This window comes from Acidobacteriota bacterium (genome assembly GCA_039030395.1).
Classification (GTDB): domain Bacteria; phylum Acidobacteriota; class Thermoanaerobaculia; order Multivoradales; family JBCCEF01; genus JBCCEF01.
In genome coordinates, this window is the sequence record JBCCEF010000017.1 from 44,659 (window position 1) to 57,775 (window position 13,117).

Annotated in this window: 12 protein-coding genes; 6 read left to right on the forward strand and 6 right to left on the reverse strand. The window is 67.9% G+C overall.

Features of this window, described 5'->3' with window-relative positions; translation table 11 throughout:
• Positions 1-19: 19 nt before the first annotated feature.
• From AAF481_15150 to AAF481_15160, 3 genes are all read right to left on the reverse strand, one after another.
• Positions 20-916 (reverse strand): hypothetical protein, encoded by an 897-nt coding sequence (locus tag AAF481_15150; GenBank protein MEM7482511.1) that lies wholly within the window; start codon positions 914-916, stop codon positions 20-22.
• Between the two features lie 235 nt (positions 917-1,151).
• Positions 1,152-2,984, reverse strand: a complete 1,833-nt coding sequence (locus AAF481_15155) for a M48 family metalloprotease (protein ID MEM7482512.1) — start codon at positions 2,982-2,984, stop codon at positions 1,152-1,154.
• A gap of 63 nt (positions 2,985-3,047) precedes the next feature.
• Positions 3,048-3,794 carry a DUF502 domain-containing protein gene (locus AAF481_15160; GenBank protein MEM7482513.1) on the reverse strand — a complete coding sequence of 249 codons (747 nt, stop codon included), beginning with the start codon at positions 3,792-3,794 and terminating at the stop codon, positions 3,048-3,050.
• Positions 3,795-3,842: 48 nt separating this feature from the next.
• On the opposite strand from AAF481_15160, the gene AAF481_15165 reads away from it, so the two are divergent.
• The 6 genes from AAF481_15165 to AAF481_15190 all read left to right on the forward strand — a co-directional run bounded on the left by AAF481_15165 (position 3,843) and on the right by AAF481_15190 (position 11,127).
• Positions 3,843-4,121 (forward strand): polyhydroxyalkanoic acid system family protein, encoded by a 279-nt coding sequence (locus tag AAF481_15165; GenBank protein MEM7482514.1) that lies wholly within the window; start codon positions 3,843-3,845, stop codon positions 4,119-4,121.
• A 151-nt stretch (positions 4,122-4,272) separates the two neighbouring features.
• Positions 4,273-4,821: a hypothetical protein gene (locus AAF481_15170; GenBank protein ID MEM7482515.1), complete on the forward strand. Its 549-nt coding sequence runs from the start codon at positions 4,273-4,275 to the stop codon at positions 4,819-4,821.
• Between the two features lie 283 nt (positions 4,822-5,104).
• Positions 5,105-6,544 carry an acetyl-CoA C-acyltransferase FadI gene (fadI, locus tag AAF481_15175; protein ID MEM7482516.1) on the forward strand — a complete coding sequence of 480 codons (1,440 nt, stop codon included), beginning with the start codon at positions 5,105-5,107 and terminating at the stop codon, positions 6,542-6,544.
• 17 nt (positions 6,545-6,561) lie between these two features.
• Complete coding sequence (locus AAF481_15180; protein MEM7482517.1) at positions 6,562-7,758, forward strand: CoA transferase; 1,197 nt, start codon at positions 6,562-6,564, stop codon at positions 7,756-7,758.
• 12 nt (positions 7,759-7,770) lie between these two features.
• Complete coding sequence (locus AAF481_15185) at positions 7,771-9,675, forward strand: M14 family metallopeptidase (GenBank protein ID MEM7482518.1); 1,905 nt, start codon at positions 7,771-7,773, stop codon at positions 9,673-9,675.
• Between the two features lie 3 nt (positions 9,676-9,678).
• Positions 9,679-11,127 (forward strand): hypothetical protein, encoded by a 1,449-nt coding sequence (locus AAF481_15190; protein MEM7482519.1) that lies wholly within the window; start codon positions 9,679-9,681, stop codon positions 11,125-11,127.
• On the opposite strand, the gene AAF481_15195 is transcribed toward AAF481_15190, so the two are convergent.
• From AAF481_15195 to AAF481_15205, 3 genes are all read right to left on the reverse strand, one after another.
• On the reverse strand, positions 11,115-11,690 hold the full coding sequence (locus AAF481_15195) for an SgcJ/EcaC family oxidoreductase (protein ID MEM7482520.1): 576 nt from the start codon (positions 11,688-11,690) through the stop codon (positions 11,115-11,117). The genes AAF481_15190 and AAF481_15195 overlap by 13 nt on opposite strands.
• Before the next feature lie 104 nt (positions 11,691-11,794).
• Positions 11,795-12,631, reverse strand: a complete 837-nt coding sequence (locus AAF481_15200; protein MEM7482521.1) for a hypothetical protein — start codon at positions 12,629-12,631, stop codon at positions 11,795-11,797.
• Between the two features lie 23 nt (positions 12,632-12,654).
• Positions 12,655-13,080 (reverse strand): hypothetical protein, encoded by a 426-nt coding sequence (locus AAF481_15205; GenBank protein MEM7482522.1) that lies wholly within the window; start codon positions 13,078-13,080, stop codon positions 12,655-12,657.
• Positions 13,081-13,117 lie beyond the last annotated feature (37 nt).

The following is a 13,117-nucleotide window of genomic DNA, read 5'->3' on the forward strand; positions in this document are numbered from 1 at the left end:
GAACTTCTGATACGGGGTCCTACGGGTAGCTGTTGCCGAGAGAACCTGGAGGGGAAGAGACTCCGGGATTCAGGCGACCGGGAATGACCCGCTGAGAGCGGCCATAGTTGCGCTCCGGGGTGGAGGCGGTCGGTGGCGGCGGGGCGTAGGGGTCGTGTGTTCTCGGGGCTGCCGCGCGGGGCGCTGGATTCGGCCGGTAGAAGAACGTCGGTCCCCAGACGGCGGTGCCGAGCTGCTGCGGCACGGTCTGCACCACGGTGACCGGCGGCGGTGCGGCGCGGCGCGCGGTTTCCAAAACCTGACGCTGGACCTCGATCTCGGCGAGGCGGTGGAGGAGGCGTTCGCGCCGGGCATCGGCGGCGCGCTGCTGGGCCTCCCGGGCTCGGCGCTCCGCTTCCTGTCGCGAAATCCACTCGCCGTTGGAGGAGACCAGCCCCCGGCGGCGGTTGCGCTCGTCCGGCGTCACCCAGTCGCCATCTTCCGCCCGCACCATTCCCAACTCACTCAATATCGGCCTGAGCCCGGGCAAGTCGGGATCGTGGCGGCTGGCGCGCACGGCGGCCCGGCGGACTCCCGGCGCGTATTCCTGGTCGCGCGCCCAGAGGGCCAGTTCCAGCCAGTCGGCGGCGCTGGCTTCGCGATGGCGGAGGAGCGCCCGCTCGCGATCGCGGTAGTCCTGGAAACTGGCGCGGCCGTCTTCGATGCGCAGAATCTTGCTTTCGGGCAGCACGATCTCGCCGCCGTAGGACAGGGCAATCGCCACTTCACCGCCACGCCGTTCGGCGACCACGTCTTCGAAGACGCGGCCGTTGGTGAGGTAGACGTCGTCAGCTTGAAGAGGGGTGCAGATTGAAACGAAAACCAGGACCGCCGCCAGCAGCGAAATTGGGCTTGGGATGGGGCGGAAGCGAATCATTGATGAGCCTGCTGACCCAATTCTAGCACCGCTCTCGGCGGCCCCGGTCTTGCGCTTCGACAGGGTCTAGAGCAAGGCCGGTGCCAGGTCCGCCGAGCGGTGGAAAATCGGCCGAAAGTCGGCGGCGGAGACCCCTATCGGGCGCCGTGTTGACCTGTCCGGAGGACGCCGCTGTCCTCCCTCTTGGACTCCCCCGTCGAGGGTGCAGGGAACGCCCGACTATCACCACGGGCTGCTAGGACGGGCTTTCCTTGGCCGCCTGGTCGCGCAGTTGTTCGGCGGCGTGGGAGCGCGGAGCGTGGGCGAGGATCTTCTGAATGCGCTCCAGGGCTTTCACGTTGTCGCCCAGGGCTTGGTAGAGGACGACCTCGGCGTAGAGCTTGTCGGCGAGGGCATCCACCCGCTCGGCGACGGGCTCCGTGCGGCTGCCTGCCGGGAAGCGGCGCAGGTACTCGGCCCCGTTGTCGATCTCGGTGAAATGGCCGGCGATTTCGTCGAGCCGCTGCGAGGCCAACGCCGCGAGGGCTTTGTCGTCGGTCTGCTGAACGAGCTGTTCAAGGGCCGAGAGCTGTTCGAGGTACGGTGTCAGATTCCGCAGACCGGCGGCTGCCCGCTGGCCTTCGGAACTTTCCGGCGCGGCCCTCCAGCTCTGGAGAAATCGCCCCACCGCCTCCGTCTGGTTGCCCAGCCGGCTGTGTGATTCGCCGAGGGCGAGGGCGGCCTTGGGAACCTCCGGAGCGTCCGGGAAGTTGCTCAGGAAGCGCTCCAGGAACGCCGTTTCGAAGACGTCGCCGGCCAAAATGTCCCGTGCCTTCGGGTATAGGGCGCGACGCTCGCGGTCGAGGGCGTCGCGCTCGGCCTGCATCGGAGGCAGGGCCGTGCTGCGGGGGGACAGCTCTGCCACCTCGTCGATCTGCTCGTGGTAGGCGGCGAGCAGGCGACCGTAGTCCCTTTCGATGTCGGCCCTTGCCAGCTCGGTGGCGCGCAGCTCGTGCAGGGTGTCGAAGCGAATCTTCTCGGCCGCCGGGCCGACCGGCCAGGCGGTGAGGGCTTCCAGGCGCAGCAACGGGATCAACGCCGGGTTGGCCTTGTCGGTGGTGGAATCCGACGGTGGTCGCCGCGCACCACCGGCTCTCGGCGTAGCGGCCGCCGGGGTGAGCTTTTCGATCTCGGCGACCAGGGCCGCCTGGGTGCGGCGGCGGAACTCCGCGGCATCGCTCGGCGGTTGCCGCTTGAGCAAGTCCTCCCGCGCGCCGGCGGCGCGCACCCGATCCGAGAAGAAGGGGTGCGTGTGCCAGTAGCCATATTTCTCGGCCTGCGGAATGCGCGAACTCATGCGCTCCATCAGGGCGCGGGTGCCGTTCGGCGAATAGCCCGCGGCGGCGGCCCAGCGCTGGCCCTCTTCGTCGGACTGATCTTCGTGCTCGCGGCTGAAGCTGCGCAGCAGGAGTTCATTGACGATCAACCCCGCGGCGGCGGCTCCCTGGATGCGGTCGCCGGAGCCGTAGGGTTCCGGCGAGCGGTAGGGGCCGCTCGGCACCTCGCGGCTGCCGCTCTCCGACGCGCCCACCGCCACGCCGATCAGTAGGGCCGATGACAGCACCGACATGAGGGTGGCGCGGCGCTTCATCTTCAAGTGGTGTTCGAACACCACGTGGCCGATTTCGTGGCCCATCAGGGCGGCCAGCATGTCGTCCGTCAGATCGAGGTCGAGCATCCCGCGGGTGACGAAGATGTGCCCCGCCGGCAGGGCAAAGGCGTTGGGCTCCGGCATGTCGACCAGATGAAAGGTCAGCGGGTAGCCCTCGTAGCCCGATTCCTGAGCTACCCGGTAGCCGATGTCCGCCACCCGCCGCAGGGCTTCCGGGTTGTCCCACTCGCCGTATTCCTCGAACACCTTGGAGGCGAATTCCAGGCTTTCCGCATAGAGCTTGGCATCGGCGATCTTTTGCGCTGCGGCCGGGGCCGGCACAAGGCCCGCCGAGAGCAGCCAGAGCGCTAGATGTGGAATGACGAAGGGTCGCCAGGGGGTGTGCTGACGGCGACGGCTGGGGGGAGGGCGATGCATGGTCGAAAACCTCTTTCGGTCTCCGGTGCAGATTCTGTTCCGCTACGTGCCGGTGGATCCAGCTCAGGGCTCGCCGGGCGGCGGAATGGGCGGATTGGTGGCGTCGTTGTCGGTCCGTGGCCCCAGTCCGCGGGATTCCGTCGGCGGATCCGTGGCCGTCGGGGTGCCAGATCGGCGCAGGCGGGGCAGGAGAATGCCGCCGGAGATCACCATCCGAATGCCCTCTTCGACGGTGATCGGCAACTCAACGGCCTCCTGCCGCGGAACCAACAGCAGGAAACCGCTGGTGGGGTTCGGTGTGGTGGGCACGAACACCAGCAGCAGATCCTCCAGCCGGTCGTCGATCCGTCCCCAACGGGTGCCGCCGGTGACGAAAGCGATGGCGAAGAGATCTTTCTTCGGATACTCGATCAACACTACCCGCTTGAAGGACTCGGCCTTCTCGCGGGAGACCGCCTGCAGGATGCCTTTGGTCGAACCGTAGATGGTGCGGGCCACCGGGATGCGGAACAGGATGCGCTCGAAGAATCTCAGGATCCGCCGGCCGCCAACGTGGGTGGAGAGCCAGCCGAGGGCGAGGATCACCAGCAGGGTCAGGAGCAGCCCGACGCCGGGGACGTGGAGGTCCGGTTGATCGAAGGTACGCCGCAGCACCTGATCCACCAGCGGCGCGAAGATGCCGTCCATGATCTGGAAAAGCTGGACCAGCACCCAGAGGGTGATGGCCACGGGCGCCAGAATGATCAAGCCAGCGATGAGAATGCGCCGCAGACGGATTCGGAAGGGGCTCGGCGGCAGAGGACTTTTCACCGTTGCAGGCTATCAAGTAAACGCTTTCATTGTGGTATCTTCCGCCCCATGAGTGAGCTGAAGATCGAGATCGCAACGCGCTTTGACTCGATGGCCGAGGCCCGCCCGGTGTTGGACAAGGCGCTCCACGAGCAATTCCCCGGCGGCATGCTGCAGCGTAGCTGGCAGGGAGAGGTGCTCCACCTGTCGGGACCCGGCGCCAAGGGCACCGTGGTGTTCGACGACGGCAAACTCGTCGGTTTGGCGGACTTGAAGGGGCCGGCGGCGATGATGCGGCCGGTGATCGAGAAGAAAATCCGCTCGGCCTTCGAATCCCTTACTACCTAGCCGGTCTGTTCCGCAGTCCACCGCACCTTCCGGATTCGTTCTGTCCCCCTCCTGCCGCGACCTGCTGACGGGCCATGCCGCCCGCCGGCCGGAATCCCCCTGGACTTTCTATCGCCATGGCGCCGACTGGCGCTGGTACTCCTGGCGAGCGATGACGCAGCGCGTCGAAACGGCTGCCGAGCCGCTCTCCCAGGACAGCGGCGGGGAGGGTGAAGGGGCGGCTTCCGACGATCGTTTGTCTCCCGCTTCGGTGGCCCGGACGATCGCCCTCGACGGCGCGGGCCAGCCCCCGGCGCCGGCGGGCGGCGGGTCCCTCCTCGGCAGGGCCCTGGCAAGGGCCGTGGCTCTCGACCTGACGCCAGCGAAGGAAATTCGCGATGTCCTGGTGCTGGCCGATCCGCTGTCCGAAGAAACCAGCGCCGGTGGCCTCGCCTGGTCGCTGCTGAGCGGCGCGGCGCTGCTGCTGGAGCGGGATCCGGCGCTCTTTCTCCCGGCGGTCCTGTGGGCTCGGCCGACGGTGTTCTGGGGTCGCCGGGACCAGGTGGAGGCTCTGGAGGCGGCTCTGCCGGAGGGCTCGCGCCGGCCCGGCCGGCGCCATCCCTTGAGGCGCCTGCGGGCGATCGTGGCGGTGGGGCAGGGGCCGTGGAGGCAAGATCGCTGGCGGCAATTCGGCGTCTCCGTGGCCCGTCTGCCGAGCTGAACGGGGCGGTTCCACCCGCTCGAATGCGGCCTCCGTCGACCGGCGCACCGGCTACGCCGCAGTGCGGTAAGATCGCCGCCACAAACAGCCTACGTTTCTCACCGGCAACCTACTGCGAGTCCGTATGTCACTGAATCTGCTGCGTTGTTCACAGAACCTGCTCCTCGACGTACTACAAGTACGCCTTCGTCACAGAACCCGCGGATGCCTTGCATCTTCAGCACCCTACGGCCTCTCGCTACGGTCGCCGGTGAGAATTGCAGGCTAGGAGGTTAGAAGCCCCATGGCAGAACCGATCACTACCCATCCCTCGCCCCTACCGTCGCCCAACGAAGCGACGGCGCTGGAAGAAATCACCGGCCGCGCCGACACGGTGTGGACCCACGGTCCCGACGCCGCGCCCAAGAAGCGGGCCACCAAGACCGACAAGCTCAAGGGACCCGGCGGTCGGGTCGCCGTCGTCGCCGGCAGCCGCACGCCCTTCGTGCGCTCCGGCACCCTGTTCCAGAACATGGACGTGACGGATCTGGCCGGGGTCGCCACGGCGGACCTGATCGCCAAAACGGCGATCGATCCGGAAGAGATCGAGCTGTCGGTCTTCGGGGTGGTGGTGCCGTCCCTCCAAGCGCCCAACCTGGGCCGCGAGGTGATCTTCCGCACCTCCTTGCCAATGCACGTCACGGGAACCACCGTCAGCCTGGCCTGCGCCTCGTCGAACCGCGCCATCGCCTTCGGCGCCGAAGCGATCTTGAAGGGCGAGGCGGACGTCGTGCTGGCCGGCGGCGCCGAATCCCTGTCGAATGTGCCGATTCGGTTCTCCACGGAGGCGGCCCACCGCTTCATGGAGCTGTCGAAGGCCAAGTCGATGGGCGACCGGGCGGCGATTCTCGCCAAGCTGCGGCCAAAGGATTTGGCCCCCATTGCGCCGGCCATCGCCGAGTACACCACCGGGCTGTCGATGGGCCAGTCGGCGGAGAAGATGGCGAAGGAAAACGACATCTCCCGCCGCGCCCAGGACGAGATCGCCCTGATGTCGCACCAGCGGGCCGCCGCTGCCCAAGAAGACGGGCGCTTCGCCGAGCAGATCGCCGTCACTTTCCCGCCGCCGGAGTACTCCGAACCGGTGAGCGCCGACAACGGCATCCGCATCGACACCTCGATGGAGAAGCTGGCGGGTTTGCGGCCGGTGTTCGACAAGCGCTACGGCACCCTGACGGCGGGCAACTCCAGCCCCCTGACGGACGGCGCCGCGGCGGTGCTGCTGATGTCCGAGAAGAAGGCCAAAGCGCTGGGCTACGAGCCGTTGGGTTACCTGCGGTCCTTCGCCTTCGCCGCCGTCGATCCGAGCGAGCAGCTCCTCCAGGGTCCGGCCTATGCGGCGCCGATGGCGCTGGACGCCGCCGGCGTCAAACTCTCGGACATGGATCTGGTGGAGATGCACGAAGCCTTCGCGGCACAGATCCTCTCCAACCTGAAGGCTTTTGCCTCCAAGAAGTTCGCCGCTCACGAACTCGGCCGCAAGGCGCCGCTGGGAGAGGTGGACCTCGACCGCTTCAACGTCACCGGCGGGTCCATCTCCATCGGCCACCCCTTCGGCGCCACCGGCGCCCGGGTGACCATGCAGCTCCTCCACGAGCTGAAGCAGCGCGGTGAGAACCTCGGCCTGATGACCGTCTGCGCCGCCGGCGGCACCGGATTCGCGGCGGTGGTCGAACGCGAGTAGCCACCTCCCGGAACTCGATGACCGCATCGCCCCTCCGCGACCTGCGCGTCGTCGATCTCAGCCGGTTACTGCCGGGTCCCCTGACCTCCCGCCTGCTGGCGGATCTGGGGGCGCGGGTGCTGAAGGTCGAAGAGCCGCGCCTGGGCGACCCGGTGCGGCTCGTTCCCCCCTTCGAAGGCGGCGAGGGTACCCTCGCCGGTCTCCTGCTGGCGGGGGTCGAGAGCATCGCCCTCGACTTGAAGAGTTCCGGCGCCCGGGAAGTCCTCGAACGCCTGCTCGACGAGGCGGACGTCCTGCTCGACAACTTCCGCCCCGGCACCTTGACCCGGCTGGACCTCGCCCCGGAGCGGCTGCGGGAGCGCTTTCCGCGCCTCATCCACTGCTCGCTGACCGGATGGGGCGCGAGCGGCCCCTGGGCGGAACGGGCGGGACACGATCTCACCTACCAGGCGGCGGCCGGCGCCCTCGCTCCGACCTTGGCGCCACCGGTCCTGCCGACCGCCGACCTGCTCGGCGCCTGGGGCGCCGTGGCGGCGATCCTCGCCGCCCTCCACGAGCGCGACCGGAGCGGCGCCGGCGCCCGCCTCGATGCTTCGCTCTATGACGCCGCCGTCCACGGCAATCTCCTGGCCTGGGCCGAGAACGCCGGCCGCCCTCGGGGTCTCGGCGAAGAACTGCCCCTCACCGGCGCCCTGGCCTGCTACGGCGTCTATCGAACGCGCGACGATCGCTGGCTCGCCCTCGGTGCTCTGGAACGGCACTTTTGGAACCGCTTCTGCCGCGCCGTCGGCCGGGAAGAGTTGCGTGGCCGCCACCTGGAAGGGATGGGCGATGGCGATCTCCAGCGGGTAGTGGCCGAGATCTTCGGAGGGCGGGATCTGGCCGAATGGACCGCCCTCGCCGCGGCCGAAGACCTGCCGATCGAGGCCGTTCGCTCCGCCGCCGAGGCGGCGCGCCATCCGCAAGCGCAACACCAGGGGGTGCTGCACCAATCGGCCGCCGGCCGGCCGAGCCTGGCCTTTCCGGTGCGTTTCGACGGCTTTCGGCCGCGCGCCGCGGATCGGGTGCCCTCCCTCGGCGAGGACACTCGGCGTATCCTCGGCGAGCAGGGTGTAGAGATGTCGCTGCTGGAGCGGCGCTCCGCCGGCGTCGGTCGCCGCTTCAGCCTGCGGCGCCTGCTGCGCCGCTGGGCCGCCGGGCGGATCAACTCGTAGGAGGGGAGTGAGATGAGACAGGTATTTCGCCGAACGAGCTTGCTGCTCATGGGGGCCGTGGTGGCTCTGGGATCGGTTGTCGCGTCCGGATCGCCCCATGACTTCCCGCCGGAAGAGAAATGGCAAGAATGGCGAACCGTCGCCGAGCGCTCGGACTACCGGGCTACCGGCAGCTACCAAGAGACGATCGATTGGCTCAAGCGCCTGGCCGCCCGGTCGCCGCAGCTCGAACTCGAAGTCTTCGGCACCTCCGCTGAGGGACGCGCCATGTGGCTCGCCAAGTACTCCGCCACGGGAGCCTTCACACCGGCGGCCGCTGGACGCACCGGCAAGCCCGTGGTGATGGTGCAGAACGGCATTCACGGCGGTGAGATCGACGGCAAGGACGCCAGCTTGTTGCTGCTTCGAAAGCTCGTACTCGGCTACGAGGAGGCCGATGCCCTGCGTTCCGCCATCGGTACATTGTTGGTGATCCCGGTCTATAACGTGGACGGGCACGAGCGGGTCTCGCCCTTCAACCGAGCGAACCAGAACGGCCCGGTCGAAGGCATGGGCTTCCGCACCAGCGCGGCGGGCTACGATCTCAACCGCGATCATCTCAAGCTCGAAACCCCTGAGGCCCGAGCCTTGATCGGCCTGATCAACACCTGGCGGCCGCATCTCCACATTGACAACCACGTGACCAACGGCTCGGACCACGCCTGGGTGCTCACCTGGTCGGTGGTCGAGGCGCCGCAGGTGGCGCCGCCGGTGGGGGAGTGGCTGGTGGAGCAGATGCCGCAGGTGGTTCACAAGACGAAGGTGAACGGTTTTCGGGTGGGGCCCTACGTCTCGCTGCGCGATCCGTCGGACCCATCAAAGGGTTTTTCCAGCCGGGTGGCCGAGCCACGCTTCGCTACCGGCTACTGGCCGCTGCGCCATCGCCCGTCGATTCTGGTCGAGAACCACGCCTACAAGCCGTATCGCGATCGGGTTCTCGCCAACTACCAGTTCATGGTGGCGTTGCTCGAAGCGATCGGCCGCTCCGGCCGGCAGTTGGTGGCGGCGGTGGATCGGGCGGAGCGGCTGACCGTGGAGCGCGGCCGGGCCGGGGCCGAACCGTCGCCCATCGTCATCGCCTGGCGCGACCAGGCGGAGCCGGACACGATCGAGTTTCCGGTGTACGACTGGACGGCAAAGCCTTCCAAGGCGATGGGTGTTCCCATCGTCCACTACGATCGCGAGGCTGAGAGGCTGATCGAAGTACCGTGGGTCCATCTGTCCGAGCCGGCGGTGACGGCGGACCGGCCGCGCGGATACCTGATCCTGCCCGGCTGGCCGCGGATCGAAGAGCGCCTCACCGGCCACGGCCTGCGTTTGGACCGGCTGCGCCGCGCGGCGGTCGTGCCGGCGGAGACTCTGCGGGCGACGAATCCCACCTTCGCCGACAACCCCTATCAGGGCCAAACCCGCGTCGAGGCGGAGATCGAGCGCCGATCCGAGTCCTTCGAAGTACCCGCCGGCACCTTGTGGGTGCCCGCCGATCAGCGCGATTTTGAAGTGGCCGTGCAGCTCCTCGAACCGCAAGCGCCGGATTCCCTTTTCGCCTGGGGGTATCTCTCCACCGCTCTCGAGCGCAAGGAATACATCGATCCCCGGGTGCTGGAACCGCTGGTCGAGGAAATGCTCACCGATCCAGCGATCGCCGCCGAGTGGCAGAAGGCCCTCGAAGACGAAGCCTTCGCCAGCAACCCCTGGGCGCGCTGGGAGTGGTGGTATCGGCGCACGCCGTATTGGGATCACCGGCGAGGTTTGCTGCCGATCCTGGCCGTCGGCGACGAGGGATTGTCGGCGGTGTACGCCGGGCTTCGCGGCGGCGCGGCGGACCGAGGGCCGGAGACCTCCGAAGATTCCTCCGACCCCACGTCCGGCCACTGATCTATGACCCTCTGGCTTGCCCTTGGCGCCTACGCCCTGGCGGCTCTGTGGCTCGGCTGGCGGGCCGGCCGGGCCACCGCCGACCGTGAGCAGGGGGCCGAGTTCTGGACCGCCGGCCGCAGTCTCGGCGCCGGTTCCGTCGGGCTGTCGATCTCGGCGGGTTTCATGTCCGTCTCCTGGTCCTGCGTTTACGCGGCGCAGCTTTTCTACGGCTGGGGCCTCGGCGCCCTGTGGCTGATCACCCTGCCGTGGCTGCTCAGCCTGTTGGGAATCTGGTGGCTCGCCCGGCGCTACCGCGACCTGCCGTCCTTCAGCCAGCCGGAGATGGTGGGGGAGCGATTCGGTCCCGTCGCCCGCCGGGCGGTGGCTTTCGCCGTGGCGGCGGTTTTCTTGATCTGGGGCGGCGCGGAAATCTACGTCGCCGCTTCGCTCCTGGCGCCGGGCCTCGGCGTGCCCGTGCCGCTGCTGATCGGCGGCATCACCCTGCTGGTGGCGGCCTATGCCACCCTCGGCGGATTTCGGGCGGTGGTGGCGACGGACAAGCTCCAATACGTGGTGGTGGCCTTCTATGTGCTCGCCGTGGCGGCGGTCGCCGCGCTGGCCTTGACGCGGATCGATGGTGGGTTTCTACCCGCGCCGGGCACCCTTGCCCCGACGAGCGGGCGTCCCTGGCACGATCTGTTGGCGCCGGGCGGCGCCGTGATCGCGCTGACCTTCGTCGCCTACCTGCCGGGCTGGTTGTTCGAAACGGATCTGTGGGTGCGGGTACAGGCGGCGAAGGACAGCCGGGCCGCCCGGCGCGGGGTGCTGCTGGCGGGGGCGAACGCTCTCCTCTTCGTCGGCGTGCTGCCGCTCTTCATCGGCCTGGCCGCCCTCACCCTCTTCCCGACCGAGGGCGGCGCCGTGCCGGCGGTGCTCGGCAACGAAGGCGACGCCATCTTCGCCGCCTTGGTCGGCCGCTACGCCCCAGCCTGGCTGGCGGCGCCGGTGGCGGTGGGCTTGGTGGCGGCGGCGATGAGCACGATTGACACCTGCGCCAATGTCATGGCCCTGGCCATCGGCTACGACCTGCTGGACCTCTCCGACCGCTCCGGCTCCCGCTGGCTCACCCTGGGCGTCCTCCTCGCCTGCGGCGTCTTCGCCCTGTTCACGGAATCCCTGTGGGACCTCTTCTACCTCTCCGCCGGGATCCTCACCACCGCCGTCGCCTTCCCGGTGGCGGCAGTCTTCCTCCCCTGGGCCAAATCCTCCGGCGTCGCCGTCTCGTCGATCGCCGGCATGGCCGGCACGGTGCTGGCCTACTTCCTGGAAACCCGCGGCTTCCTCACCGCCATCCAACCCGCCTGGCTCGCCGACTCCGGCCTCGGCTACATCCTGTGGGGCATCCTGGCAGCGGCGGTGGGCTACGGCGTGGGGGCGCGAAGATCGGCATCGGCGGCTCAGGCCGGCTGAACGCTCCCGTCGCCCGCCTCGAAGGTTTCCGCTCCTCGGATTCGCTCCGTGTTTTGCGCCGCCACGATGATCCAGTCGTCGTGTCCCTGACGCTCGGCGACGAACTGCAGCACGCCTTGCCGTTCCGTTGCCCGTCCGCCGCTGCGCGGGGTCTGGCCGGTCAGTTTCCAGCGGGCGTGGATCACCGCCACCGGCAGACCCAGGCGGCGGACTTCGACCTGCTCGATGTCGAGGCGAGCCTGTGCGAAGAAGACCTTGAAGCCGTAAGCGTGGGCCTTGCGGATGGCGTCGCGATCGCGCCACCACAGACCGACCACGTTGACGAAGTCGGCGTTGTCGGCGAACAGGCCAGCCAGAGCTTCGGCGTCGTGGGCATTCCAGGCGTTGGCGAAACGGGCCGGTAGGTTGTGGGGTGCCGGCGGGTGATCCGGCTCTTCACCATTCGGGAGGTTCAGGCCCAAGCTCCAGGACCGCGGGTCACTCGCAGGGAAGCTCTCGTCGAGAGCCTCATCGACCTCCGAATCTTCTCGCCTAGGGGAGGCGGGGTCGTCGTCTTCGGGCAAGGTGTCTCCAGTTCGGTGGACTCGCCGGTCGACGACGGCGAGCGGCACGGCGGATTTTGGTGCCTGCGATGATGTTACCCGAGGTTCGTTTCGTCTCCCTCCCCCTACTTTGCCGCCGACGGGTTCTGCGCACCGTCCGGCGGCTTCCCGTCCGTCGTGGCTTCGGCGCCGTCGGCTCCCGCTCCCGCATCGCCCTCGTTCGGATTCGAATCCGGCGCCGGGGGATTCTTGCTGCTGTCCAAAGGGTCCGGGTCCGTCGCCGTTTTCTTCTCGGTCGGCGCCGCACCGATGCGGAAGTTCTTGACCCAATCGAGCACCGTCTGCCAGTTGAATCCCGAGAGAAAGGCGAGAGCCATGGGGGCGGCTTCGTTCTCGATCTCCGAACCCTTGGCGCCGGTCAGCACGAACAGACCCGCTTCGAGTAGCAGGAAGACGAAGGCCCCGAATAGGGCTCCGATAAAGGGAGCGCAGAAGTGGCCGAGGGCGAACTGGGGCAGGTAGGTGCCGCGGCCGACTTTGCGTGCAATCCAGTAGAGGCTTCGCAGCAGGGCACCGAAGGCGCCCCAGCCGAAGGCGGCCAAGGGTACCGTCCAGATGGTCGAGGGCAAGTCGTCTACGAGGAGAGTGATCAGGGGTCTCCAGCCGAGGGCGATGGCCAGGGTGACGAGAACCATCGGGGCCAGATAGGTGACCTCCCAGAGGCCATGCCGCCGAGCGTGCCACTTCCAATTCCGCGATCGAATCGCCTGGTCGAGCTGAATGGCTGCTTGGCTCAGCCGTTGTTCCGCTGCCGGGAAGTCTTCCTTGGCTGCTGCTTCCCGTGCCGAGCGCAGGGTGTCGAGAGCCTTGTTCACGGACTGCTCGGCTTGGCCGCCGGGTTCCGAGGCGAGGCCTGAGTGGATGGCATGGGTGAGCTGCTTGTCGAGTTGAGCCGCAGACATTTGAAAGCCTTGGAGACCCACGACTAGTAAGTCTCCTCTGGAAGTGCGGTGTCGGCACCGGTAATCCGCATCTCGAAGGTTTCGTCAAGGCGAGCCATTCGTTGGGCTTGCTGCCTCAGGTTGTTTCGAAGAACGGCTTCGAGCTCGTCGGTGCTGGCACTCGCCTCGATGATCCTGGCGACGTCTTCGCAATCGCGGTCAGCTTCTGTGCAGAGCGCATAGGCGATCGTCCGCACATCGCCACCCCCAGAGTCGTTTGGCAAGCGCAGGGAAAGATCTCGCAGGCCCTTCACAATCTTGCGCTGCTGCTCAGCGGGCCGGTCTCTGACCTTGTGATGGTTGAGGTAGTTGGAGGCTTCGACCCAGAAGGACTGGTGGATGCGCTGAGGCTCGGTGCCTGCGCCAATAGCCTGCGCCAGCTCCGACGGCTTCATGTCACTCGGTTTCATGATGTCTCCCCGTTTTGAGTTGTGGCTCGGGCCTTCC